Annotated in this window: 30 protein-coding genes; 28 read left to right on the top strand and 2 right to left on the bottom strand. The window is 46.5% G+C overall.

Annotation, left to right across the window (positions count from 1 at the left end; translation table 11 throughout):
- Positions 1–284: 284 nt before the first annotated feature.
- From obgE to fmt, 3 genes are read left to right on the top strand one after another with little or no spacing between them, the layout of a single operon-like run.
- Entirely contained in the window at positions 285–1343 is a 1059-nt protein-coding gene (gene obgE, locus Q0101_RS07235) for a GTPase ObgE (protein WP_297943754.1), read from the top strand.
- 46 nt (positions 1344–1389) lie between these two features.
- Positions 1390–1725, top strand: a complete 336-nt coding sequence (locus tag Q0101_RS07230; RefSeq protein ID WP_297943750.1) for a hypothetical protein — start codon at positions 1390–1392, stop codon at positions 1723–1725.
- A 16-nt stretch (positions 1726–1741) separates the two neighbouring features.
- Positions 1742–2662: a methionyl-tRNA formyltransferase gene (gene fmt / locus Q0101_RS07225; RefSeq protein WP_297943747.1), complete on the top strand. Its 921-nt coding sequence runs from the start codon at positions 1742–1744 to the stop codon at positions 2660–2662.
- Here the strand turns inward: fmt and Q0101_RS07220 are convergent.
- Positions 2654–2932, bottom strand: coding sequence for a hypothetical protein (locus tag Q0101_RS07220; protein ID WP_297943745.1), 279 nt, complete (start codon positions 2930–2932; stop codon positions 2654–2656). The two genes, fmt and Q0101_RS07220, sit on opposite strands and share 9 nt — an antisense overlap.
- Before the next feature lie 56 nt (positions 2933–2988).
- The gene (locus Q0101_RS07215; RefSeq protein WP_297943742.1) at positions 2989–3153 is read right to left on the bottom strand and encodes a hypothetical protein; all 165 of its coding nucleotides are present in this window, start codon (positions 3151–3153) and stop codon (positions 2989–2991) included.
- Positions 3154–3194: 41 nt separating this feature from the next.
- Here Q0101_RS07215 and Q0101_RS07210 point away from each other — a divergent pair, with 41 nt between their 5' ends.
- From Q0101_RS07210 to Q0101_RS07090, 25 genes are all read left to right on the top strand, one after another.
- A complete protein-coding gene (locus tag Q0101_RS07210) occupies positions 3195–3830 on the top strand; it encodes a biotin--[acetyl-CoA-carboxylase] ligase (RefSeq protein ID WP_297943740.1) in 636 nt (211 codons plus the stop codon).
- Positions 3827–4618, top strand: a complete 792-nt coding sequence (locus Q0101_RS07205; protein ID WP_177389424.1) for an AAA family ATPase — start codon at positions 3827–3829, stop codon at positions 4616–4618. The genes Q0101_RS07210 and Q0101_RS07205 overlap by 4 nt, the downstream gene beginning before the upstream one ends.
- Positions 4606–5469 carry a ParB/RepB/Spo0J family partition protein gene (locus tag Q0101_RS07200; protein WP_297943736.1) on the top strand — a complete coding sequence of 288 codons (864 nt, stop codon included), beginning with the start codon at positions 4606–4608 and terminating at the stop codon, positions 5467–5469. The genes Q0101_RS07205 and Q0101_RS07200 overlap by 13 nt, the downstream gene beginning before the upstream one ends.
- Positions 5470–5543: 74 nt before the next feature.
- Positions 5544–5966 carry a F0F1 ATP synthase subunit B' gene (locus Q0101_RS07195; protein ID WP_297900601.1) on the top strand — a complete coding sequence of 141 codons (423 nt, stop codon included), beginning with the start codon at positions 5544–5546 and terminating at the stop codon, positions 5964–5966.
- Between the two features lie 10 nt (positions 5967–5976).
- Positions 5977–6492, top strand: a complete 516-nt coding sequence (locus tag Q0101_RS07190; RefSeq protein ID WP_297943733.1) for a F0F1 ATP synthase subunit B — start codon at positions 5977–5979, stop codon at positions 6490–6492.
- On the top strand, positions 6492–7022 hold the full coding sequence (locus tag Q0101_RS07185; RefSeq protein ID WP_297943730.1) for a F0F1 ATP synthase subunit delta: 531 nt from the start codon (positions 6492–6494) through the stop codon (positions 7020–7022). Before Q0101_RS07190 ends, Q0101_RS07185 begins: the two co-directional genes overlap by 1 nt.
- An 11-nt stretch (positions 7023–7033) precedes the next feature.
- Positions 7034–8548, top strand: a complete 1515-nt coding sequence (atpA, locus tag Q0101_RS07180) for a F0F1 ATP synthase subunit alpha (protein WP_005869639.1) — start codon at positions 7034–7036, stop codon at positions 8546–8548.
- Positions 8549–8560: 12 nt separating this feature from the next.
- On the top strand, positions 8561–9469 hold the full coding sequence (gene atpG, locus Q0101_RS07175) for an ATP synthase F1 subunit gamma (protein ID WP_297943727.1): 909 nt from the start codon (positions 8561–8563) through the stop codon (positions 9467–9469).
- A gap of 11 nt (positions 9470–9480) precedes the next feature.
- Complete coding sequence (atpD, locus tag Q0101_RS07170; RefSeq protein WP_295151010.1) at positions 9481–10878, top strand: F0F1 ATP synthase subunit beta; 1398 nt, start codon at positions 9481–9483, stop codon at positions 10876–10878.
- A gap of 10 nt (positions 10879–10888) precedes the next feature.
- A complete protein-coding gene (atpC, locus tag Q0101_RS07165; RefSeq protein ID WP_291938303.1) occupies positions 10889–11293 on the top strand; it encodes an ATP synthase F1 subunit epsilon in 405 nt (134 codons plus the stop codon).
- A 2-nt stretch (positions 11294–11295) separates the two neighbouring features.
- Entirely contained in the window at positions 11296–11871 is a 576-nt protein-coding gene (locus Q0101_RS07160) for a MotA/TolQ/ExbB proton channel family protein (protein ID WP_297943724.1), read from the top strand.
- Positions 11871–12269: a biopolymer transporter ExbD gene (locus Q0101_RS07155; protein ID WP_297943721.1), complete on the top strand. Its 399-nt coding sequence runs from the start codon at positions 11871–11873 to the stop codon at positions 12267–12269. Before Q0101_RS07160 ends, Q0101_RS07155 begins: the two co-directional genes overlap by 1 nt.
- Positions 12262–13242, top strand: a complete 981-nt coding sequence (locus Q0101_RS07150; protein ID WP_297943718.1) for a TonB C-terminal domain-containing protein — start codon at positions 12262–12264, stop codon at positions 13240–13242. Before Q0101_RS07155 ends, Q0101_RS07150 begins: the two co-directional genes overlap by 8 nt.
- 18 nt (positions 13243–13260) lie before the next feature.
- Complete coding sequence (locus Q0101_RS07145; protein WP_297900620.1) at positions 13261–13656, top strand: TonB C-terminal domain-containing protein; 396 nt, start codon at positions 13261–13263, stop codon at positions 13654–13656.
- Between the two features lie 15 nt (positions 13657–13671).
- A complete protein-coding gene (gene tolB, locus Q0101_RS07140; protein WP_177389413.1) occupies positions 13672–14919 on the top strand; it encodes a Tol-Pal system protein TolB in 1248 nt (415 codons plus the stop codon).
- 55 nt (positions 14920–14974) lie between these two features.
- Complete coding sequence (locus tag Q0101_RS07135) at positions 14975–15448, top strand: OmpA family protein (RefSeq protein WP_177389412.1); 474 nt, start codon at positions 14975–14977, stop codon at positions 15446–15448.
- Between the two features lies 1 nt (position 15449).
- Entirely contained in the window at positions 15450–16268 is an 819-nt protein-coding gene (locus Q0101_RS07130) for a tetratricopeptide repeat protein (RefSeq protein WP_297943715.1), read from the top strand.
- A 50-nt stretch (positions 16269–16318) separates the two neighbouring features.
- The gene (locus Q0101_RS07125) at positions 16319–16966 is read left to right on the top strand and encodes an FKBP-type peptidyl-prolyl cis-trans isomerase (RefSeq protein WP_297943712.1); all 648 of its coding nucleotides are present in this window, start codon (positions 16319–16321) and stop codon (positions 16964–16966) included.
- Positions 16967–16974: 8 nt separating this feature from the next.
- On the top strand, positions 16975–17919 hold the full coding sequence (gene fabD, locus Q0101_RS07120) for an ACP S-malonyltransferase (RefSeq protein WP_297943710.1): 945 nt from the start codon (positions 16975–16977) through the stop codon (positions 17917–17919).
- Positions 17916–18614 (top strand): 5'-methylthioadenosine/adenosylhomocysteine nucleosidase, encoded by a 699-nt coding sequence (locus Q0101_RS07115; RefSeq protein WP_297943708.1) that lies wholly within the window; start codon positions 17916–17918, stop codon positions 18612–18614. Before fabD ends, Q0101_RS07115 begins: the two co-directional genes overlap by 4 nt.
- Positions 18611–19360 carry an ATP-binding protein gene (locus Q0101_RS07110; RefSeq protein ID WP_297943705.1) on the top strand — a complete coding sequence of 250 codons (750 nt, stop codon included), beginning with the start codon at positions 18611–18613 and terminating at the stop codon, positions 19358–19360. Before Q0101_RS07115 ends, Q0101_RS07110 begins: the two co-directional genes overlap by 4 nt.
- 980 nt (positions 19361–20340) lie before the next feature.
- Positions 20341–21807: an aldehyde dehydrogenase family protein gene (locus Q0101_RS07105; protein ID WP_297943702.1), complete on the top strand. Its 1467-nt coding sequence runs from the start codon at positions 20341–20343 to the stop codon at positions 21805–21807.
- Positions 21808–21944: 137 nt separating this feature from the next.
- Positions 21945–22247 (top strand): EexN family lipoprotein, encoded by a 303-nt coding sequence (locus Q0101_RS07100; RefSeq protein WP_297943698.1) that lies wholly within the window; start codon positions 21945–21947, stop codon positions 22245–22247.
- A 634-nt stretch (positions 22248–22881) separates the two neighbouring features.
- A complete protein-coding gene (locus Q0101_RS07095; RefSeq protein ID WP_297943696.1) occupies positions 22882–24153 on the top strand; it encodes a thiamine-phosphate kinase in 1272 nt (423 codons plus the stop codon).
- A gap of 188 nt (positions 24154–24341) precedes the next feature.
- The coding region (locus Q0101_RS07090; RefSeq protein WP_297943693.1) for a DUF417 family protein at positions 24342–24733 on the top strand (392 nt) is incomplete at its 3' end.

The raw sequence follows: 24733 nt of genomic DNA, 5'->3' as shown, positions 1-24733 counted from the left end.
GTAAAATTTGAAAGACTTGATAAAAACAGAAAAAAAGTATCTGTTTATCCAGCTGCATAATCTCAGGGGCAATCGCCCCTTTCTTTCTTAAAATTATTCAAAAATCAAAATTTTTATTTAGTGTTTAGAATTTTTCAAATAGCTGTTTGAGAGAAATTTTAAATCAATCACAACTCTATATTTCGAGCTTTATGGTGTTTATATTTGCTTTATTTTAATCAAGATATCACGATTTAATTTCAGTAAAGTTGGATATAATCCAAATAAAAAATTTAAGGTAAAAAATGTTTATAGATAGTGCAAAATTGACTCTAAGTTCGGGGCATGGTGGAGCTGGAGCTGTGAGTTTTCGCCGTGAAAAACACGTCATTTTAGGTGGTCCTGATGGCGGAGATGGCGGAGATGGCGGAGATGTTTATTTTGTTTGTGACAACAATACCCATACTTTAGCAAATTATAAGGGTAAAAGAGCCATGAAGGCTGGCAATGGTGAAGCTGGCATGGGCAAGCGAATGACTGGCAAAAAGGGCGAAAATTTAGAACTCATAGTCCCTCCTGGCACAGCTGTTTATGACGCACAGACAAATGAACTACTCTGTGATATAGTTAGCGAGGGACAAAGGACGCTATTTCTAAAAGGTGGCAAGGGTGGACTCGGAAATTTTCACTTTAAAAACTCTATTAACCAAGCCCCAGAGTACGCTCAGAAGGGCATGCCTGAAGAGAGTATTGAAGTAAGACTTGAGCTAAAGCTGATAGCTGACGTGGGACTTGTTGGCTTTCCAAATGTTGGCAAATCAACCCTCATCTCAGCCGTCTCAAACGCCAAGCCACAGATCGCAAACTACGAATTTACCACGCTTACGCCAAAGCTCGGACTTGTTGAGGTTGATGAGTTTAGCGGCTTTGTCATGGCTGACATCCCTGGTATCATCGAGGGAGCAAGTGACGGACGCGGTCTTGGCGTGCAGTTTCTAAAGCACATTGAGAGAAATAAAATTTTGCTTTTTATGATAGATAGCGCAAACTACAGAAGCATGAGCGAGCAGTTTGGTGTGCTAAAAGAGGAGGTCGCTAAATTTTCAAGTGTGCTTGCTAGTAGGGACTATGCGATCGCTGTTACCAGAGTCGATGCGGCAGAAAATTTAGACGAAAATATAAAAGAATTTATGAAAAGCATAAATTTAGAGCCAAAACAAGATGGTAAATTTGTCTATAAGCAAGACCTATACAGCTTTGACGCGAAAAAACCATACTTTGTTTTACCGATCTCGTCAGCGACAAACGAGAATATCGACGAACTTAAATTTGCACTGCTTGAGCTACTAAAAAAAGATCTTTGAGTTGAGACTTTTTAGTGCTTTGAACTTAGAAATTTAAGAGTATAAAATGAAGAAAATTTTTTGCATTATGCTATTTTGTCTTGGTGTATATAGCTGTGATCCAGCCGATCCAGCGTATATGTTTTTGGATTTTAATGATAATAATCGCGACGGCACGCTAAATTTAGATGAGTGGACGTCCTGCAAAGTGCCATCAGCGCTAAAAATAGCACCAGATCTATGCACTAGTGAGGAATTTAAGAGGCTGGATCTTGATCGTAGTGGCAAAATTAGCATTAATGAGCTAGGAAGTTTGATATTTCAAAAGATTGACTGGCAGGAAGATCCATGCGCCTCTTGGCTGACTGGCAGTAAAAACGTAGATCAAAATAAAAGTCGTTGAAATTTAAAGGAAAGTAATGAATGTAGTTTTTATGGGGACGCCTGATTATGCCGTTAGGATACTTAGGCACCTAAAAGAAGCTGGCTTTAATATAAAAGCGGTCTTTACCCAGCCTGATAAACCAGTTGGTAGAAAGCAGATTTTAACCCCAAGCGAGGTTAAAATTTACGCGCAAAACGAGCTAGCTGGAGTGCCAGTCCTTACGCCAAATACGCTAAAAGATGAGGCGGTAGTTGCCGAGCTAAAGGCGTTTAGCCCAGACTTTATCGTCGTGGCAGCTTATGGCAAAATTTTGCCTCAAAGCGTTTTAGACGTCGCCACCTGTATAAATTTACACGCTTCTATCTTACCAAAATATAGAGGTGCGAGTCCTATACAAAGTGCAATTCTATCAGGCGAGAAGCAAACTGGCGTGACTGCAATGCTAATGGATGCTGGCCTTGATACTGGCGATATGCTGGACTTCATCTGCACACCTTGCGAGAGTAAGATGTCAAGCGAGCTTTTTAGTGAGCTAGGCGAGCTTGGCGGTAAGCTAATAGTAAAAGTGCTAAGAAATTTTGAAAATTTAAAGCCACAAAAACAAGACGACGCGCAGGCCACGCACTGCAAAAAAATAAGCAAATCTGACGGGCTTTTTAGCTTTGAGGAAAGCGCACGGCAAATTTATAATAAATTTCGCGCGCTGACGCCCTGGCCGGGGATTTATCTAGCTAACGGGTTAAAAATTTTAGAACTAGAGCTTTTGCGCGAATATTGCGGGCGTAAATTTGAACGCTCGGGCGAAATTCTGCACATTGATAAGCCCAGTTTTTGCGTCGCATGCGGCGAAGGCGCGGTTAAGATCATGAAGGTGCAAGAGCCGGGCAAAAAGCCGGTGGATGCTAGCGCGTATCTAAACGGCAAGCGGCTAAAGATCGGCGATCTGCTATGCTAGGCGGAATTTTGAAGGCTCGCGTTTTGTGCCGCGCTTTTGATGCTGCGCGGGAATTTTATTTGCGTCGCGCTTTTGGCGTCGCGGCGAAATTCTGCCTTGGATATCGCCGCAATCGTGAAGTAAAATTTTGTTGCGCGGAATTTCGAAGCAAAGCTCCAAAATCAAGGCTTTATAAAATTTTAAAACTTCGCTTCTATGCTCTAAAATTTTACGCTCACAGGAGCTTAAAATTTCGCCGCCGCGGTTACGGATCTTGCGGCGTCGCACCAAACACGCACCATTTAAAATTCTGTGATCGTGCCGCAGAATTTTTGCGAGACAGAGCTTTAAAATTTTATCGCAGTACCGCTAGGAAAATCCACGTTGCCGAAGAGTTTAGCAAGATCGCAAAATTTCATCGCACAAAATTTCACTATGTCGTAAAATTTAATCGTGCTAAATTTCATCTTGTTGCAAAATTCTATCGCAGCGCAGAATTTAAACGCTTGCAATATTTCAAGGCGAGCCCTTCGTCTTACGCAAGGAGCAGGTTTTGCAAGTAGAATTTGTAGAGCAAATGCCCTCTACGCAGGAGTTTTTAGTAGGCGCCGTGCGCGAAGGCAGGATAGCGCCGCCTTTTGCGATCGCCGCAAATCGCCAAAGCGCCGGTATCGGCTCGCGCGGCAACGACTGGCAGAGCGCAAGCGGCAATCTCGCATTTTCGTTCTGTGTTGCGCAGAGCGATATGCCCGCAGATGTGCCGCCTCAGTCGGCGAGCATATATTTTGCGATGATTATGCAGGAGCTTCTCGCATCGCTCGGTTCGCGGCTTTGGCTGAAATGGCCCAACGATTTTTATGTGGATGAGCGCAAAATCGGCGGAGCGATGACGAATAAGATCAAAAATACCCTCGTCTGCGGCATCGGCATGAACCTACTCGGTGCGCCCGAATATGCGGGAATTTTAGATATAAAAATCAGCGCAAAAGACGCTATAGAGGGCTTTTTTGCGCTATATGAAAATAAAACCTCGTGGAAGCAAATTTTTAGAAATTTTTCGTTACAATTCCAAAAATCGCAAAAATTTAGCGTTCATCTAGGCGGCGAAAAAATTTCACTCGCGCAGGCTAAACTTTGCGAAGACGGATCGATCATAATAAATGGAGAAAGGGTTTATGCTTTAAGATGAGTGAAGTAATTACGATTGCCAATCAAAAAGGCGGCGTCGGAAAGACGACCACAGCGGTCAATCTCGCTGCGTCGCTAGCGATAAAGAAAAAGCGGGTCCTACTGATTGACGTAGACCCTCAGGCGAACGCTACGACTGGGCTTGGCTTTAACCGCAGCGACTTTGAATTTAACATTTATCACGTCCTAACGGGGCGTAAGAGCATGTCCGAAGTGATCCAAAAGACCGAACTTGAGTTTATGGATCTGGTGCCGTCAAACATCGGACTTGTAGGTATCGAGCGCGAAGTAAGCGAAGAGAAAGACTTCAAACTAATGCTAAAAAATAAAATTTCCGAGGTTAAGGACAGATACGATTTCATCATCATCGATTCGCCGCCGACGCTCGGTAGCATTACGGTAAATGCCTTGGTCGCAAGCGATAGCGTCATCATCCCGATTCAGTGCGAATTCTACGCGCTTGAAGGTGTCGCGTTGATCCTAAATACCGTAAAAGTCGTCAAGCAAACGCTCAATAAAAATTTAAAAATTCGCGGATTTTTGCCGACAATGTACAGCTTGCAAAACAACCTCGCCAAAGAAACGGTCGCGAATTTACGCGAGTATTTTGATGATAAGCTCTTTCGTATCGGCAAGAGTGATGATCTAGTCATCATCCCGCGCAATATTAAGCTAGCCGAAAGCCCAAGTTTTGGCAAGCCGGTGGTTTTATACGATATAAAATCTGCTGGTTCCATCGCCTATCAAGACCTCGCTAAATCCATAATGGAGCAAAAATGGGCAAGGTAAAAAGAGCGCTCGGGCGCGGGCTCGGTGCGATTTTAGACGACGTAGAAAGCTCTTATAACAGGGAGCTAGAAAGCGGAAATGCAGATAGTTTAGTTATCGAAATCGATGTTGATAAAATCGAGCCAAATCCATATCAACCGCGTCAAAGCTTCGATGAGGAGGCACTTAGGCAGCTAAGCGAAAGCATTGCCCGCCACGGGCTTATTCAGCCTATCATCGTTATTCAAAAGGACGATTCTTACGTCCTTATCGCCGGTGAGCGACGTCTAAGAGCAACTAAGCTTTTGGGCGAGAGTAAAATCAAAGCCGTAGTCGCGGACATAAAATCTCAAAATTTAAGAGAGCTTGCCCTCATCGAAAATATACAGCGCGAGGATCTAAATCCTATCGAGCTTGCTAAGTCCTATAAAGAGCTCATCGGTGAATACAGGATCACGCAAGAGGAGTTAGCCGACATCATCAAAAAGTCCCGCACACAGATTACAAACACGTTAAGGCTTTTAAATTTATGCTCTGAAGTGCAAGACGCCATAAGCGCAGATAAAATTTCGCAAGGGCACGCCAAGATAATGGTTGGACTTGAAAAAGAGGATCAAATTTTAGCGTTAAATACCATTTTAGGACAGCGTCTAAGCGTAAGAGATACCGAAAATTTAGTAAAAAAGCTTAAAGATAAAACCGTTCCGAAAGAGAAAAAGCCTGGCGTGGAATTTCAAAGCTTCAAGCCTGAGCTTCTAAAGCTAAAGGCCAAGCTTGATCAATTTGGTAAAATAAGTATCAAAGAGCGTAAAATTTCGATTGAATTTAGCGAAATTTTACAAATTTCCGAGTTTTTAAAGAAAATCGGATGATTTTTTATAGTGTATTTTAATTTTTCATATTGTAAAATACGCATTTTGTTTAAAACCAACCTGGAGGAGGTGCGATGCTAGACGTAAGTTTGACCGCCATGATAACGACCATCGTCGTATTTTTAGCCTTGATTTACTTCTTAAATATCAAGCTTTATAGACCGCTACTTTTGCATATGGAAAAGCGAGAAGCTATTATTAAAGAAGATGAGGCAAATGCGATGAAAAACGCACAGGATGCAGATGCCGATAAAGCAGAGATCGTAAGGATCATGGATGCTGCGAAGTTGCAAGCTGTTAAAATAAAGCAAGAGGCGATGGATAGTGCGAAGCAGGCTGCCGCTAGAGAAATAGCCGAGAAAAAAGCCGCGATGGAGGAGGATTTTGATCAATTCTTAGGCGGTTTGGATGAGCAAAAGCGCAACCTAAAAAATGATTTGCAAGCCAAAATTCCGGAATTTAAAAATGCTCTAAGCACTGCCGTGGCTAAAGTATGAGGATTTCAGTATGAAAAAATATCTATTTTTATTTATCATTCCGGCGTTTGTTTTAGCAAGCGGTGGGCACGATGGGGTCAAAGACTACGACGTGCTGTGGCGAAGCATAAATTTCATTTTGTTTTTCGGAATTTTGTTTTATCTTTTAAAAGGTCCCGCAAAAGCAGCATATCAAGGTAGAATCAACGGCATCGCATCTAGACTTGAGGCTAATCAAAAAATTTTAAAAGAGTCTGCAGCTCGCAAAGAGCAAGCTAAAAAAGATCTGCAAGATGCTAAGGTTCAAGGCGCAGCTTTAATCGAAACCGCTAAAAAAGAGATCGTGTTCGCTGCCGAAAAGATAAAAAATGCGACCGAGCAAGAGATTGCGAATTTGCAAAAATCTTTCGATGAGCAGAAGAGCTTTGAGGCGCGTAAGATCAAAAAAGAGGTCGTAAGCGAGATACTGGATGACGTTTTTGCATCGGATGACATTAAATTCGGTCAAGACAAACTGGTTAAAATCGTAGAGAAAAAGGTCGGATAATGATAAATAACACCTCAAAAAGATATGTAAACGCCCTGATACTGAGCTATAAAAAAGATGAACTAGGCTCTGTTTTGCAGACGCTCGAGAGCGTCGCGAGCGCATTTAGAATTCCAAAATTCCAAGATATTGTAAAATCTCCGACGCTAAAAGAGGAATCCAAAGTGGAACTTATTGCGTCGTTTATAAAAAATCCAAGCGAAAAAATCGTAAATTTTATTAAACTTTTAGCTAAGAATAGGCGTATTACACTAATCCCGCAGATAGTTGAGGAACTGCGCAAGAATATTGCGGCGCTGGATAATAAATATTTGGGTAAAATTTATTCCGCTACCGAAATAGACGCCGTGAAAATAAAAGAGCTAGAGGCTAAAATTTCAAAGAAATTTAATGCAGATATTACTCTGCAACCTGTTAAAAGCGAGCTTGAGGGTATTAAGATCGAAGTCGAGGATCTTGGATTTGAGATTAGTTTTTCAGTTGATAGATTGAAACAAAAAATGAGCGAATATATTTTAAAAGCAATTTAAAGGAGTAAAGCGTGGGTGCGAAAATTAAGGCAGACGAAATCAGCAGCATAATCAAAGAGCGAATCGAAAATTTCGATCTTAGCGTTGATATCGAAGAAACCGGCAAGGTCGTTTCGGTTGCAGACGGCGTTGCTAATGTTTACGGCTTAAAAAACGTAATGGCTAACGAGATGGTCGAATTCGAAAACGGAGCTCGTGGTATCGCGTTAAATTTAGAGGAGAGCAGTGTCGGCATCGTTATTTTAGGCGATACTAGCGGTATTAACGAAGGTAGTAGCGTTAAAAGACTGGGTAAGCTTTTGCGCGTTCCGGTAGGTGATGCATTAATCGGTCGCGTAGTAAACGCTCTAGGCGAACCGATCGATGGCAAAGGCGCGATAGAGACCAGCGATACTAGATTTGTCGAAGAAAAGGCCAAAGGCATCATGGCTCGCAAATCCGTTCACGAGCCACTTCAAACCGGCCTTAAGGCGATCGACGCGCTAGTGCCGATCGGTCGCGGACAGCGCGAGCTCATCATCGGCGACCGCCAAACAGGAAAAACCACCGTTGCTGTTGATACCATCATCAATCAAAAGGGCCAAGACGTCATCTGCATATATGTAGCAATCGGTCAGAAACAATCCACCGTCGCACAAGTCGTTAAAAAGCTTGAAGAGTACGGTGCGATGGATTATACGATCGTAGTTGCAGCCGGTGCTAGCGAGGCAGCCGCGCTTCAATACTTGGCGCCATATTCGGGCTGCACCATGGGCGAGTATTTCAGAGATAACTCCCGCCACGCGCTTATCATCTACGATGATCTTAGCAAGCATGCGGTTGCGTATCGCGAGATGTCGCTTATCTTGCGCCGTCCGCCGGGACGTGAGGCGTATCCTGGCGATGTATTCTACCTACACTCTCGTTTGCTTGAGCGCGCTAGCAAACTAAGCGATGCACTCGGTGCAGGCAGCCTAACGGCGCTTCCTATTATCGAGACGCAGGCAGGCGACGTTTCGGCGTATATCCCTACAAATGTCATCTCTATCACCGACGGTCAAATTTTCCTAGAATCTGGTCTATTTAACTCAGGAATTCGTCCTGCGATCAACGTAGGTCTTTCGGTTAGCCGCGTCGGCGGTTCCGCGCAGATTAAAGCGATCAAAAAGGTCTCGGGAACCTTGCGCCTAGATCTAGCTCAATACCGTGAGCTTCAGGCGTTTGCGCAGTTTGCGAGCGATTTGGACGAGAGCAGCCGTAAGCAGCTGGATCGCGGACAAAGAATGGTCGAAATTTTAAAACAGCCTCCTTATTCGCCGCTTCCGGTCGAAAATCAAGTGGTCATCATCTTTGCAGGAAGCCGCGGATTTTTAGACGACGTGCCTACGAGCTCAATTGGTAAATTCGAAGCTGAGCTCTATCCGTATATCGAGGCAAAATATCCTGAAATTTTTGAAGAAATTAGAAGTAAAAAGACCATCGAGAAGGATTTGGAAGAAAATTTAATCAAGGCTCTAAATGACTTTAAAGCGACCTTCGCCGCTTAAAAAGGCTAAATTATGGCAAATTTAAAGGATATAAAGCTACAGATCAAGAGCGTCAGAAATACGGAGAAGACTACCAAAGCTATGAAGTTGGTCTCCAACGTCAAGCTTAAAAACACTAAAGAGGCGGCGATGCGCTCGCGAGCTTATGCGGTGAAGATTAACGAGGTCTTGGGTGAAATTTCTGCGCGCGTTAAAAATTACGTAGGCAATAATTCAGGCAACGACGAAAAACTTAGAATTTTTGATACCACGCGGGAAGTAAAGGTGGTTGATCTGCTGTTTATTACCGCAGATAAAGGGCTTTGCGGCGGTTTTAATATCAATACCATCAAAAAGATCAAAGCTTTGATCGAGGAGCTTAAAGCTAAAAAGATCAAGGTTCGCCTTCGCGCCGTCGGCAAAAAGGGGATAGAGTATTTTGATTTTCAAGGCATTGAGCTTTTGGAGCGATATATCGGCGTGAGCTCATCTCCATCGTCCGAGAAAGCTAACGAAATCGTGCAAGCCGCAGTTAAGGATTTTAACGAAGGTAAAACTGACGAAGTCATACTTATCCACAACGGCTATTTAAATATGATCTCTCAGGAGATGCGCGTAAATACGCTGGTGCCGATCGGTGAACCTGCGATTAACGAGGATGCTTTAAAAACATCTACATTGGAAGTAGAGGTTGAAAGCCCTGAGGATGAAGAAACATTGATGTTAAATTTAATCCAGAGCTATCTTAGCTACAGCATGTATTACGCACTTATTGACTCTTTGGCAGCGGAGCACTGCTCGAGAATGAATGCGATGGAGAATGCGACAAACAACGCTAAGGAGCGCGTATCGCAGTTAAATTTAGCATACAACAAAGCCAGACAAGGCTCTATCACGACTGAGCTTATCGAGATCATAAGCGGCGTCGAATCAATGAAATGAAAGGAAAACGGATGAAAGGAATAATTTCTCAGGTAATGGGTCCCGTGGTCGATGTCGATTTCAAGGACTACTTGCCGAAGATTAATGAAGCTATCGAGGTTAAATTTGACGTCGAGGGCGCTCATCGTAGGCTGATCCTAGAGGTAGCCGCGCACCTTGGAGACAACCGCGTCCGCACGATCGCTATGGATATGAGCGATGGACTTAGGCGAGGGCTTGAGGCTACGGCTTTGGGTGCGCCTATTACGGTGCCTGTGGGCGAGAAGGTTTTGGGTAGAATTTTTAATGTTACAGGCGATCTGATCGACGAGGGCGAGGATGAGAAATTTGAAACCCGCTGGTCGATCCACAGAGATCCGCCTAGCTTTGAAAATCAAAGCACAAAGAGCGAAATTTTTGAAACCGGCATTAAGGTAGTCGATCTGCTAGCCCCTTACGCAAAGGGTGGCAAGGTAGGGCTATTCGGCGGTGCTGGCGTCGGCAAGACCGTCATCATCATGGAACTGATTCACAACGTCGCTTTCAAACACAGCGGTTACTCCGTATTTGCGGGCGTCGGCGAGCGAACGAGAGAGGGAAACGACCTTTATAACGAGATGAAAGAATCGGGCGTTTTGGATAAAGTCGCCTTGACCTATGGCCAGATGAACGAGCCGCCGGGGGCGAGGAACCGTATCGCGCTAACCGGTCTTACGATGGCCGAGTATTTCCGCGACGAGCTAGGACTTGACGTTTTGATGTTTATCGATAATATATTCCGTTTCTCGCAGTCGGGTTCGGAGATGTCCGCGCTTTTAGGACGAATTCCGTCCGCGGTCGGCTATCAGCCTACGCTTGCTAGCGAAATGGGTAAATTACAAGAGCGCATCACTTCTACAAAGAAGGGCTCCATCACCTCCGTTCAGGCCGTTTACGTACCTGCGGACGACCTTACCGACCCTGCGCCTGCGACCGTTTTTGCGCACCTTGATGCGACGACCGTTTTAAACAGAGCGATCGCTGAGAAAGGAATTTATCCTGCCGTCGATCCGCTTGATTCGACCTCAAGAATGCTTGATCCACAAATCATCGGCGAGGAGCATTACAAGGTCGCTCGCGGCGTCCAAGCGGTGCTTCAGAAATATAAAGATTTGCAAGACATTATCGCGATTTTGGGTATGGACGAACTTAGCGAAGAGGATAAGCTCGTAGTCGAGCGTGCTAGAAAGATCGAACGCTATCTATCTCAGCCGTTTTTCGTAGCCGAGGTATTTACCGGAAGTCCGGGCAAATATATCTCGCTAGAGGAAACTATCGCTGGCTTTAAGGGAATTTTAGAGGGCAAATACGACGATCTGCCGGAGAATGCCTTTTATATGGTGGGAAATATCGACGAGGTAGTAGCAAAAGCCGAAAAGATGAAAGCATAGGAATTTTAAGATGAAAGAATTTTTGCTTTTAGATATCGTTACGCCCGAAGGGATGGTCTTTTCGGGTGAGGTCAAATCCGTCCAGCTCCCCGGCATTACTGGCGAAATGGGTATTTTGCCAGGGCATGCGAGCTTGCTAACGGGACTTAAAGACAAAAGCGAAGGCGGAGTCGTTGAGATCGTAGATAAAGACGGCAAAAAGCAGCTTGTTTTGGTAAACGACGGATTTTTGGAAGTTACCGAAGAAAAAACTACTATCCTAGCCACTCAAGCCGTAGCTATCGGAGGTGATAGCGAAAGCGCCGTAGCGAAGTCTTTGCAGCGCGCTAAAGATATGCTTGCGTCCATTAGCTCCGATGCGGCAAATTCCGCAGCGATTATGGCTAGAGTCGACGAATTCGCAAGGCAAAGTTAAATATGCTAGATCTAATTTTAAGTTATTTTACGAGAAGCACGTTTATTACGATATTCGTGCTTTCTTGGTTATCCGTCTATTTTATCGTTACTTTTACGATTTTGATCTCCAGATACGTAGGGCTTAGTGCGTGGCAACACCGCGAAGCAAAGGCACTCGAATCCTTGCTTATGGGTGGTAGGATTTCGCTTTCGGGCTCTATTTTTCAAAAAGTAAATACCGATAAAATTTCAAAAGAAGCCTTGGAAATTTATAAAGGCAAGGCCGAACGCGACTCCACTAGCGGACTTACTTGGCTATCTATCGTCGCCTCTACTTCGCCGTTTATCGGGCTGTTCGGTACAGTTGTTAGCATACTTCACACATTTTCCAAGCTCGGCGGTGGAAATTCCGGCATTGATACTATCGCTCCTGCGATTAGCGAGGCCCTGGTTGCCACAGGATGTGGAATTTTTGTAGCGATACCCGCATACACCTTTAGCTTACTTATAAAACGCAAAGCATACGAAGTTATGAGCATCATAAATCGTACGGCAGATATTTTGCTATTTAAAGCAAACACTGGAAAAGCTATTTAATGTATAATTTCGACGAAAATCCAGAGCTAAATATCACTCCGCTCGTCGATATTATGCTTGTTTTGCTAGCGATTTTAATGGTCGCGCAAACGGCGATTATCTACGATGAGAAGATCGAGCTGCCTAGCGGCTCAAAAGCACAGGTTTCGGAAAATACCGCGGAATTCTTGCTTGTGCGTATCGGCGAAGATCGCAAGGTTTATATCGACAAAAGCTCGATGAACCTAGCTGAATTCCCGGATAATCTCGTGCTGCTTAAAGGCACCGGCAAGTATAGCTTAGAAAAACCCGTCTATATCCAAGCCGATAAGAGACTCGTTTATGACGATGTAATGTTTGTCTTAAAGAGCCTAAAGCAGGCGGGTTTTACAAAAGTCGCGCTTCAAACAAATGGCTAATTATTCAAATTTTACGGGGGTTAAATACGATAATTTTAAATCGTTTTTAATCGCCCTTTTTGCCTATTTGCTGGTGATTTTTGTTCTTTTATATCAAATTTCAAAGCCGCAGGAAAAATTTAAAAAATATACTGACAATCCCAACGATTATATGGATGTTACTTTTGATTTCGAAATAGATGATAAACTTCCGTCCGCGCCTGAAATCGCTAAAGAAACAAAGCAAGGTGAGTTTGACAATAAGAATGTTAAGGACGTGCCGGAGGATAAAATTAAGACTACAGCGCAAGTAGTTTCGCCACCTCCGGTGCAGGCAAAGCCGAAAGAGCCCGAAAAGCCGAAGGAAGAGCCGAAGCCGGAACCTAAAAAGGACGAGCCTAAAGCTGAGCCCAAAAAAGAGGAGCCCAAGCCTGAGCCTAAGTTGGAAGATAAACCTTCCGAAAAAGTAGTAGAGAAAAAAGAGGAAGCTAAGCCGGAGCCGAAAAAAGAGGAAAAACCGAGCTTGAGCGATCTTTTTTCGGATACGACTAAGGACAATAAGAAGCTTGAGGAGAGCGCTAAAGCTAGCGACGCCGTTCAGAGTAACAAAAAGTCCGATAAAGAAACCGCCACCTCTAGTGCTAAGGATAAAGCGGCATCTAAAAATGCTGTCGTCAAATCCGATAAGCTTGGCGGCAGGACGCAAAGGACGGGCGAGTATAACGCTTATTACGGTGCTATCGAGAAGAAGCTTCAAGTTCTATGGAGCAGATATGTGGCAACCGCGAAGGACGACGCAAGGATTAAGATAGTCTTTAGCGCAGATGGGCGAGTAGCGGATTATACTATTATAGAGCTGGGGCGAGAGACGGAATTTAACCAGAAGTTGCGAGATTTTTTGGATAATCTATCGACTCAGAGTTTCCCGAAATCTCCCGACGGAGCGTCGCACGAGATTGATACTAGGATGTCCGACGTAATGAAGACAAATTAGAATTTGTAAGGAAAAAAAGTGAAGAGACTTTTTTGTATTTTTGCGTTTTGCTGTATGCTTTTTGCGACGGATTCGGAACAGAATTTTACTTATGAAAGAAATTCCGTTTCGCAAAAATCTGGTAAAATTCAAATTTCAAAGGAGCTAGATGCTTATTTTTCGCAGATGGCGTCGAAATTGCAAGCTCTATGGACGAAGTATCAAGCAGGCATTTCCGATGAGGCTAGAGTCCGCATAGAATTTAGCAACAATGGACGAGTTTTAAATTATCAAATTTTAGAGCTTGGGCGTAGCACAGAATTTAACCAAAAGCTAAGGAAATTTTTAGATGAGCTTCCTAAGCGAAGTTTTCCAAAATCACCGGATAATAAATCTCACACATTTGAAATGGTATTATCCGACGTAGCAAATTAAATTTAAGGAGAAAAGATGAAGAAACTACTTTTGATTCTTGCATTTTGTAGTAGCATTTTCGCGGCAGATGCGACTATGTCTATCGTAAACGAAGGGGTAAATCTCCCTAAAATCGTTGTTCAGGATGCATCGAACCTTGCAAATTCAGAATTTGGCAACAAATTCTTTAAACTTATGGTGGGCGATCTAAAGGTCGGTGCCACTTTCGAGGTCAGCGACGAGTATCTACAAAGCAGCTATGATGCGGGCGCTTCCGACAATCTAGGCTCTAGCGGTGCCGCTCTTATCGTGCGCTACGCGGTAAGTGATAAAAGCTCGCCGATGAGCCTAAAAGCCAAAGTGCTCGAAGCAAACAGCGGTAGGGTGATGTATGAGAAGAGCTTTACGCTTTCAAATGCTGAGAAATATCCGTTTTTAGCCCATATGGCGGTATCTGAGATCGTCAAGCAGCTAGGGTACTCAAACGTCGATTGGATGAAGGAGATGATTTTGCTCTCTCGCTACACTTCGACGCGTGAGAGCGAGATCATGGTGGCTGACTATACGCTTACTTACCAGCAGGTTGTACTTCGCGGCGGATTAAATATCTTCCCTAAATGGGCAAGCGCGGCGCAGAACGAATTTTATTACACCTATTACGTCAATAAAAATACCCCTGCTATCTATAAATTTAATCTATCCAACGGTAGCAAAAGTAAAATTTTTACCGGTCATGGCATGACAATAGCTTCAGATGTAAGCGCCGACGGTAGAAAGCTTCTAATTACCAATGCGCCTAAAGATCAACCCGATATTTATTTGTATGATATAGCCTCGGGCAGCGCTAAGCAAATTACCGATTACGCTGGCATTGATGTAAATGGAAATTTTATCGACGGCGATTCGCGCGTGGCTTTTGTGAGCGATCGTTTAGGTTATCCAAACGTATTTGCCACTAGCATAAACGGCGGCAACGTTCAGCAGCTCGTCTATCACGGCAAAAATAACAACTCCATCAGCACAAATGGCAATTACGTTACTTACTCTAGTCGCGACGGCGGGGGCGGATTTAATATATATTTAATCTCTACCCAAACCGATATGATTCGCCAGTTAACGGCTAGTGGCAAAAATATGTTTCCTAGATTTTCTAGCGATGGCGGCAGTATTATGTTTATCAAGCAAGATGGCAGCGGAAGCTCGGTAGGTATTATCAGAGTTAACGAGAATAAAAGTTTCCAATTTCCGTTAAGAGTGGGTAAAATTCAATCGGTTGATTGGTAAAATATTAAAAAATCTCGTGATATAATGACTTCAATTTTTTTTGAAAGGATAGAAAATGAAACATTTAGTTTTATCTTCGATAGCAGTTGCTGCTCTATTATTGAGCGGTTGTTCTAAAAAGACCCCAGAGGCCGATACTACAAGCACAAGTGATGCAGATAGACTAGCTGCTTTGGCATCTCAGATCCAAAGTGAAGTTGGCACTGTTTATTTCGACTTTGATAAATTTAATATTAGAGCCGATCAGCAAGGCACAATCAATAATAACGCAGCTCTATTCAATCAAGCAGGCGCAGAGTCTCTAACTGTTAAAGTTGAGGGTAACTGCGATGAGTGGGGTTCTGATGAGTACAACTATGCTCTTGGTCTAAAGAGAGCTACTGCAGCTAAAGACGCATTGGTTGCTCAGGGCGTAAATGAGAGTAGAATTTCCGTAGTAAGCTACGGCGAGAGCAATATGGCTTGCACAGAGCATTCTAAAGAGTGCGACGCTCAAAACAGACGCGACGAATTCAAAGTTGGATTCTAATTTGAAATTTAAAAATTTCACGGTGGCGGCTCTTTTGGGAGCTGCCACTTTTTTAAATGCAGAAACTTCTGCATTTGATGCTGGCAATATTGATTCAGGCAGCTCTTACGGACTAACTGAAAACGAGCAGGTATTGCGCGATAACCGCAAGCGTATAAGCGAGATGCAAACTAGCGTAGATAGTACTCGCGAGAGCGTAGAAGGCTTGCGTACAGTGCTTGAAGGAACAAATTCTAAAATTTCGAACCTGGAAAACAGGGTAGCAGATCTAGAAATTCGCGCTACCGGCAAAAGCCAAGGCAACAGCGAGCTAGATCAGATGAAACGAGACATCGCTACTATAAAAGCCCAAATTGCTGAAATCAATAAAAAATTAGGCAGCGGCGGCAGCGTAAAAAAAAACGCTGAATTAGACGCAGGCACTGCTCCGGCTCCCGCTAGCACAAAAACAGATTCCGATTTTAAATCAAAAGATCAGGCTTCGGTGTTGAAAGAGGCCGATGCTTTATATGCTAAAAAAGACTATTCAGGCGCAAAAGAGCGCTACACCTATCTAGTATCCAAAAATTACAAGCCGGCGAAGGCAAACTATATGCTGGGCGAAATTTCATATTTCTCCGGCTCATACGCAGAAGCGATAAACTATTATAAAAAGAGCATCTCGCACAACGAGAGCCAAGACTACACCCCAAAACTTCTTTATCACACGGCGATCAGCTTCGATAAGATCGGCGATAAAGACAGCGCAGATAAATTCTACAAAGCGCTAAAGGCTTCATACCCGGACTCCAAAGAAGCTAAAGCCGCGCCCGCTAGATAACTTAAATTTAAATACAAACTCAAAAATAAAATTTTAAATAGGAGAAAACTATGGCTAACAACCGAGTTATAAAGATGCATTATGAGCTAAAAGACGGTAAAACCGGCGAAATTTTAGAGTCAAATTTAAACTCCGACCCGATCGCCTTTCTTAGCGGTAAGGATCAAATCATCCAAAAGCTAGAAGATGAAATTTTAAATCTACAAGCGGGCGAGAGCAAAACGGTTCTCATAAGCCCGAGCGATGGGGTCGGCGAGTATAGAGAAGACGCCGTGCAGATCCTGCCTAAAGAGCAGTTTGCGGGCATCGATCTGGTCGTTGGTATGGAGCTTTTCGGTCAGGCGGAGGACGGCGCGACTACTCGCGTGAGCGTCAAAGCTATCGGCGAGCAGGACGTTACCATCGATTTCAACCATCCATTCGCGGGCAAGGAGCTGGAATTTAACGTAAAAATCGTCGAGAACCGAGAAGCGACGGCGGACGAAATTCTTACCGGCCAGCCAGAGGGTGCGCACAGCTGCGGCTGCGGACATAATCATCACGAGGGGCACGAGTGCTGCGGCGGACACGGACACGACCACGCAGAGGATCATGAGTGTTGCGGAGGCCATGGGCATGCAGACGGCCATGAATGCTGCGGGGGTCACGATCACGGAAAAGATCACGAGTGCTGCGGCGGGCACCACCACGAACATTAGGATTTTTTATGAAATTTGCTTTTATCTTCCCCGGACAGGGCAGCCAAAGCGTAGGCATGGGCAGGGAGTTTTACGAAAACTCCGCATCTGCGCGCGCGCTTTTGGATGAGGCTTCAAGTTTTACCGGCATCGATTTTAAAAATTTACTGTTTGAGCCCGGCGACAAGCTCGACGTTTCGGAATTTACGCAACCCGCGATTGCATTAAATTCTATGATGGCGCTTGCGGCGCTGCAAGAAAGAGCGGATCAAGAAAAGCTTAGCATCGCTCCGCAGTTTTTGCTTGGCCATTCACTGGGCGAGTTTAGCGCGCTAAGCGCTGCGGGAGGAATAGAGCCGAAGCAGATGCTAAAGCTAGTAAATATTCGCGGCAGGCTTATGCAGAGCGCTTGCGAGGGCAAAGGCGCTGGAATGATGGTGATCTTGGCTCTTGCCGACGAGGCGGTTGAAAAAATTTGTGCGGATGCGGCGAGCGCCGGTAAGCAGGTTTGGGCGGCGAATTATAACTGCGACGGGCAGATCGTAGTCGCTGGCAAAAAAGATGATCTCGCAGCACTCGAGGGCGAGTTTAAAGCTGCAGGCGCAAAGCGCGCAATGCTACTGAATATGAGCGTCGCAAGCCACTGCCCGATGCTAGGGAGTGCCAGCGACGAGCTTTTGGAATTTTTGCGCCCTGCGCTAAAAGAGAGCTTCGCTCCCGTCGTAGCTAACGCCACGGCGCGAACATATACGACAAAATCCGAAGCGCTAGAGCTGCTTAAAGCCCAGCTTATCAGCCCCGTACTTTACAAGCAAAGCATCAAAAATTACGAGGGCGAGGCGGACTGCTTCGTCGAGTTCGGCGCGGCAGTTTTAAAAGGGATAAACAAAAAGATCACGCATAAGCCGACCTTCAGCATCACGGATCTTGCGAGCTTAGATGAGTTTCTGAAATTTGCAAAGGAGAACGGATGAAAGTAGCGATCTTGGGCGCGATGCCCGAAGAGATCGAGCCGCTGCTATCTGCGCTGCGCGAGCGTGGCGTGAGCGTGGAGGCTGTGGAGCACGCGAATAATAAATTCTACGCTGCCAAGCTTAACGGCCATGATCTCGTGATCGCATATTCGAAGATCGGCAAGGTAAATTCCGCCCTGACCGCTACGGTTATGATCGAGAGATTCGGCGCGCGCGCGCTCATTTTTACGGGTGTCGCGGGAGCTTTGAAGCGCGGCATTAAAATCGGCGAAATTTTATACGCTACCTCGCTCGTGCAGCACGATCTGGACATCACGGCGTTTGGACATCCGTACGGATTCGTGCCGGGAAGTAAAATTTCGGTCCAAACCGACGCGAAGTTAAATTCTATCGCGCAAAGCGTCGCCGAGCAGCTTGGCATCACTCTAAAATCGGGCGTCATCGCTAGCGGCGATCAGTTCGTGGGCGATGAGGAGCGTAAGAGCTGGATCGAGCGGACGTTTGATGCGAGCGCGGTCGAGATGGAGGGAGCGAGCGTAGCGCAGGTGTGCGACGCGCTGGGCGTGCCGTTTTGCATACTTCGCGCGATAAGTGACGAGGCGGGACACAAAGCCGAGTTTGACTTTGACGAGTTTATGGTAAAAAGCGCGCAAACGAGCGCAAATTTCGTCCTAAAAATGATCGAAAGGTTATGATAAACCTCTCCAAAAAACTACTTCGCCGCGTCGGACAAACCAACGCCAAATACAAGATGTTCGAGCGCGGCGATAAAATTTTACTAGCTCTTAGCGGCGGCAAAGACAGTATGAGTTTGGCGCACGTGCTGAAGCACTTTCAAAGCGTAAGCCCGCTAGATTGGGAGTTTCGAGCCGTTACTGTCACCTACGGTATCGGCGAGGATCTGCGCGAGATAAGCTCGCATTTTAAAGAGCACGAGATCCCCTACGAGATAATCGATACTAAAATTTTTGAATTCGGCAAGGAAAAGATCCGTGCGAACACCACGTTTTGCAGCTTTTGCTCGCGCATGCGGCGCGGATATATCTACTCCTACGCGCTTGAGCACGGCTTTAATAAGATCGCCATCGCCCACCACCTTGACGACGCCGCGGAGAGCTTTTTTATGAATTTTACCTTCAACGGCGCGCTGCGCACCCTCGCTCCGCGCTATGTCGCCGAAAACGGGCTTGTGATCATCCGTCCGTTCATTCTCGTGCGCGAGCGCCAAATCGCCGCCTGTGCTAGAGATAACGAGCTTCCGATAATGCGCGAGGAGGAGGTCTGTCCCGCGAGGCAATACGGCGGCAAGGAGCCCACTGCGCGCGCCGCTACGAAGGAGCTTTTGGCGCAGTACGAAAAGGCCCATCCGAGGTTTTTTATCAGTCTGCAAGCTGCCTTTGCCAACATCCACGAAGAGACCTTTTTCGAGCCTAAATTTTAAAATTTTAAGCGGTTTGCGTTCTCCCCCCCCTGCCAAACGAATTCAAAGCGCGCAGTTCTTGCGATAACATGAGTTTCGTGTGCCTAGTTCGATTTTTTGGCCTAAATAAGTCTGATACACGCAGAGCAGTTGTCCTCCCCTGTGCTCGAACGAACCGCGAGCCGCAGCGCGAGCGGTTGAATCACTGTATTTAAATTGCGGCGCGGGCGATTCGCTTCTGCGTCCGAAGCTGTGCACACGAGCGGTTCGCCCGCTGCGCCCGAGGGCTGCGAGTAGGGCGGGTTACGCCGCCTGTATATGCTTTTACGAAACGTCTGAGGTTAATTGTAATGCCGTCTTTCGGCGCCGCACTTTCGTCTTGCTCGGATGTCGCCCGTGTCCAAGCGAGCTTTATGGGCGAATATTAGGAGGCTTGCAAAGTTTGCGCGAAAGATAGTTGTAGAAATTCCATCTCAAAAAATGCTTTAGAAATTTAATCCCGTAAAATTTTAAAATTTTATCGGAGGCTTCCTTTCGGGCTGCGGACACGGATCTGATCTCTGCACGTCGTAAATTTAAACCGCCCGCTCCGCTAAAGATAGTTTTAGAAATTTATTCCGCAAAATGTTTCAAAAATTTTACTTCACAAAATTTTAAAATTTTAACGAAGCCGAATTTAAAATCCAGGCGGAGCCAAATTTTAAAATTTTATCGGAGCGAAATTCTAAAATTTCGCGCAACCGAATTTCCGCTCTCGTTTCATAAACGTTACCTTTTGAAATTTCGCCGCTCGTGAGGGCTTAAATTTCGCGCCGCTTCAAAACTCCTCAAACCCTTCGCTGTCGCGCACGCAGATTAAATTTTAAAATTTCGCGCACGTCGCGGTACTTCTCAAATTTACACACTACGAAATTTTAACCGATTTTCGCTACAAAATTTATGCCGCATTAACCGCCGCGGATATATAATAGCGAATGTCATATTTCACGTAAGGAGTAAGCATGGCTACAATCCAACCAAGCTATAAGCTTTTCATCGACGGCGAGTTTGTGGGTGCCGAAGGCGGCGCGAGCCTAGACGTTTTTAATCCCGCTACCGGCGAGAAAATTTCAAAGATCGCAGATGCTAGCAAGGCGGACGTCGATAAAGCGGTCGCCGCAGCCCGCAAGGCGTTTGAGAGCTTCCGCCGCACTAGCGTTTATGAGCGCAGCGCGCTGCTAAATAAGATCGCCGACGTCTTAGAGCAAAACGCCGAGTTCATCGCCACCGTAGAGACTATCGACAACGGCAAGCCGATCCGCGAGACGCGCGCGATCGACGTAGCGTGGTCGATCGAGCATTTCCGCTATTTTGCGGGCGTGATTTTGAGCGAGGAGGGCAGCGCCAATATGCTAAAAGAGCGCTATCTATCCGTCGTTTTGCGCGAGCCGATCGGCGTAGTAGGACAGATCGTGCCGTGGAATTTCCCGTTTTTGATGGGCGCGTGGAAGCTCGCTCCGTTACTTGCCGCGGGCGATACATGCGTATTTAAGCCAAGCTCCGAAACCAGCCTTAGCATTTTGGAGTTCATCCGCCTAATCGCGCCGCTGCTTCCAAAGGGCGTCATCAACGTCGTAACCGGTAAGGGAAGCAAGGCAGGCGAGTTCGTCCGTACTCACAAAGGACTTGATAAGCTCGCGTTCACGGGCTCTACCGAGGTCGGAAGAGGCATAGCGCTAGCCGCAGCGCAAAAAATCATCCCCGCTACGCTTGAGCTCGGCGGCAAGAGCGCGAATATTATCTTTGACGATTGCGACTTCGACGTTGCGATCGACGGCGTGCAGCTTGGGATCCTTTTCAACCAAGGACAAGTTTGCTGCGCGGGAAGTAGAATTTTTGTGCAGGAGGGTATCTACGATAAATTCGTACCTGCGCTCGTGGAGAAATTTAAGCGCATCAAGGTGGGCGATCCGCTCGATCCGAACACCCAGATGGGATGCCAGATCAACAAAAAGCAAGCCGATAAAATTTTAGAGTATGTAAAAATCGGCGTAGAAGAGGGCGCTAAGATCGCTGTGGGCGGCAAGCGACACAGCGCGGGAGAGGCTTTCGTCGAGCCTACGCTACTCGTGGACGTGCGCAACGACATGCGCGTAGCGCAGGAGGAGATCTTCGGTCCTGTGGGCGTCGTGATTAAATTTAAAGATCAAGACGAGCTCGTCCGCATGGCGAACGACAGCCTCTACGGACTAGGCGGCGCCGTATTTACGCGCGACATCGCAAAGGCGCTCACGGTCGCACGCCTGCTTGAGACGGGTCGCGTGTGGGTCAATACCTACAACCAGATCCACGCCGGCGCGCCGTTTGGCGGCTATAAAGAATCGGGCATCGGTCGCGAAACGCACAAGATGATCTTGGAGCACTACACCCAGACCAAAAACATCTACATCGACACGATCTCTAAACCGAGCGGCTTTTACGAGCAGTAAGGCTTAGCGCGGTACTTCGAGCTACGTTTCGGGCGGTTTGCGCCGCCCGAAATTTTATTCTCCTTTAAAAGACAATATAAAAAACGAAAATTAAGTTTAATAAATATACAATTAGGCACCATTTAAAAGGAGAAAAAATGAGACGAATTTTTTTGTTGAGCCTTATGGCTATCGTAGGTTTAGGTCTTGCCGGATGCAAGGAGGACGAGCCTAAAAAAACGGTTGCAGACTATCTGCTTGCGCCGCTAGAGGCAAAAGCGAAACTGGAGCTTTGCGAGAAAATGCAGCCAAAGGATGTGATCAACGACAAAGAGTGTAATAATGCAAACGAAGCAAGAGATTATTTAAAACACCTTAACGGAGATCCCAATAGACATTGGTCCGAAGTGGATTATTATATAAAGCATCCTGAACAGATTAGCGAGGATCTTAAAAAATAACAATCAATCTTTGAAAGTAGTAGTGCAAATGCGCTAATAATGGTCTTTCTGAAGCGGAATTTAAAGAGAGAAAGGGAGCGGAAGTCTTAACGGCGAACGTTAAGTAGCTTCAATTTTTTCTAATTCTTCGGAATTTTTCCAAATTTCATTGCAGCTTTTGCAGCCGCGTGCGTTCAAACGTCCGATATGACTTTTGTCGCGAGCGGCTCGACAAAAACCTTACTTGACCTGCTACGCTTACGCAGCGTTTAAATTTAATCTTGCCAGCGGCTACGGCTAAATTTTAAATTTTCAAACTTGCCGTTTAAAGAGCCGTCATCTGTGGGAGTGCGCGCAGGCGGGCGCATACAAAAATAGCCTCAGGCGCTGTTTTATCGCGGGCCTTCGTTCGCATCAAGTCATACCGAGCCGCGCTAAGCCCCAAAACTCATGCGATTGCCGATTTTGTTATCGAGCCGCACCGAACCACAGCCAAACTCGCGCGGCGAAAATCTAAATTTACGCTATAATCTTGCAAAGCGGAGCGTAGAACTCCTGCTGCGCGTGCGCGACGAAATTTAAATAAAGGCCCGCAAATTCGGGCTTCTTAGCTTTCGCGCGGCTGCGGCGTAACGCTAAATTTAACGGAGGGAGCATGGATAAGGAGCGGTATATTTTTGAGAAATTTAGATCGAAGCTCAACGGCGATGATTGTGCCGTAATTGGTGAGCGAGCGTATTGCAAGGACCTTTTCGTCGAGGGCGTGCACTTTCGCCGCGGCTGGCTTAGCCTGCACGAGATCGGCGCAAAGGCGATGCTCGTAAACATCTCGGACATGATTGCGACGAATGCGCGCGCCAAATACGCCCTGCTGGGGCTTGCGCTGCCGCGCGAGATCGGCACGCGCGAGATCGACGAGCTGTGCGCGGGCGTGAGCGAAACGGCGCGCGAGTGGGGCATACGGATCATCGGCGGCGACACGATCGGCTCGGATCGCATCGCGCTTAGCGTAAGCTTGATCGGCAAGTGCAAGCACCCCGTGTTTCGTAGCGGCGCGCGCGTGGGCGATCTCATCGCGCATACGGGCGAGCTAGGCAGCGTCGGGCGCGATCTGGCGGTGCTTTTAAGAGATGAAATTTCGCCCGCTAGCTCGCAGATGCAAAACCGAAACGATAAAATTTCGTCGGTGCAAGGCCCAAGCACCGCGCCGCAGGGTCTCAATGCCGAGGCTTCAGCTGCACAAAATCCTGGCGATGAGGTGCGAAACCTGGGCGATAAAATTTCGCCCGCGCATGCTAAGCTACAGAACCTGGACGCTGAAACTTCGGCAATACAAATTTTGGATCTTGAGCCGCAAAGTCTGGACGATAAAATTTCACCTGCGCGCGCCGAGCAGCAGAGCCTAGACGCCGAAACTTCGGCGCAAAATTCCGTGTCGCAGAGCAGAGACGATCGCAAGAGCCCTACGGCGCAAAGCCTCGCATGCGAAAATTCTACGTCGCAGAGCTCTGCAGGCGAAAATCCTGTGCCGGGTAGTGGCTCATATCGCTTGCGCGAGGATCTGCGCGCAAAAATTTCAAAAAATTCGCGCTTCGTCAGGCCCGTCTTGCGCGATAAGTTTGTTTACAAGGCGGCGAAGTTCATTAGCGCGGCGATGGACATTAGCGATGGGCTCGCGCAGGACTTGCCCCGCCTGTTGGAGGCTAGCGGCATGGGTGCGCGCTGGATCGCCCGCCCTAGCGAGGCTGCGCTGCAAAGCGGCGAGGAGTACGAGATTTTGTTTAGCTTCGCGCCGAAATTTTTGCCCAAAATCTACGCGATTGCCGCTAAGGCGGGCGTTTCGATCAATATCATCGCCGAGGTTTGCCCGCGCACGCCGCAAAGCTCGATGGAATTTCACGGCAGCTCACACCACTTCGCTCCTTGAAATTTGCCGAGCTCGCTTTAAATTTTAAGGCGCGTGGCATGGAATTTGAAATTTCGCGGAGCCACGAAATTTTGTGGAGGTGTAGAATTTTATGAAGCCGCGGAATTTGGAATTTGGAATTTCGCCCCTTCACGTAGCCTACACGCAAGCTCGCTATCATACCGTTACACAATTTACAAAGGAGCCGTATGAGGGAGATCGTAAAAAAATTTGTCGCAGGCGACGCGGATATTATATTTGCCAGACTTTCCGTTATCATCGTGCTTGCCGTGATGGGCAACTACAAGTGGTTTGAGTTCGAGGTGGAGGCTTTAAAGCCGCTCTTTTCGCAGACGTGGCTTTCGTTTTTGCCCTCAGCGCTCGGGGACGCCGGCGCGAGCTATTTTTTGGGCGTGGTGGAGACCGTGGGCTATCTCTCGCTCATCGCGGGCTTTTTCAAGCCGAAGGCGGGCATCGTGGGCGATCTCATCGTGATCGTCATGGCGCTGAGCACGCTCAGCCTACTGCCGCAGCTAGGTAAGATCGACGGCTTTATCTTTAAAGACCTTTTCTTGCTAGGCCTTGGCTTGGTGCTGCTAAA

The organism is uncultured Campylobacter sp., from assembly GCF_937921625.1.
Taxonomy (GTDB): domain Bacteria; phylum Campylobacterota; class Campylobacteria; order Campylobacterales; family Campylobacteraceae; genus Campylobacter_B.
This window is presented reverse-complemented; position numbering and strand designations above follow the sequence as displayed.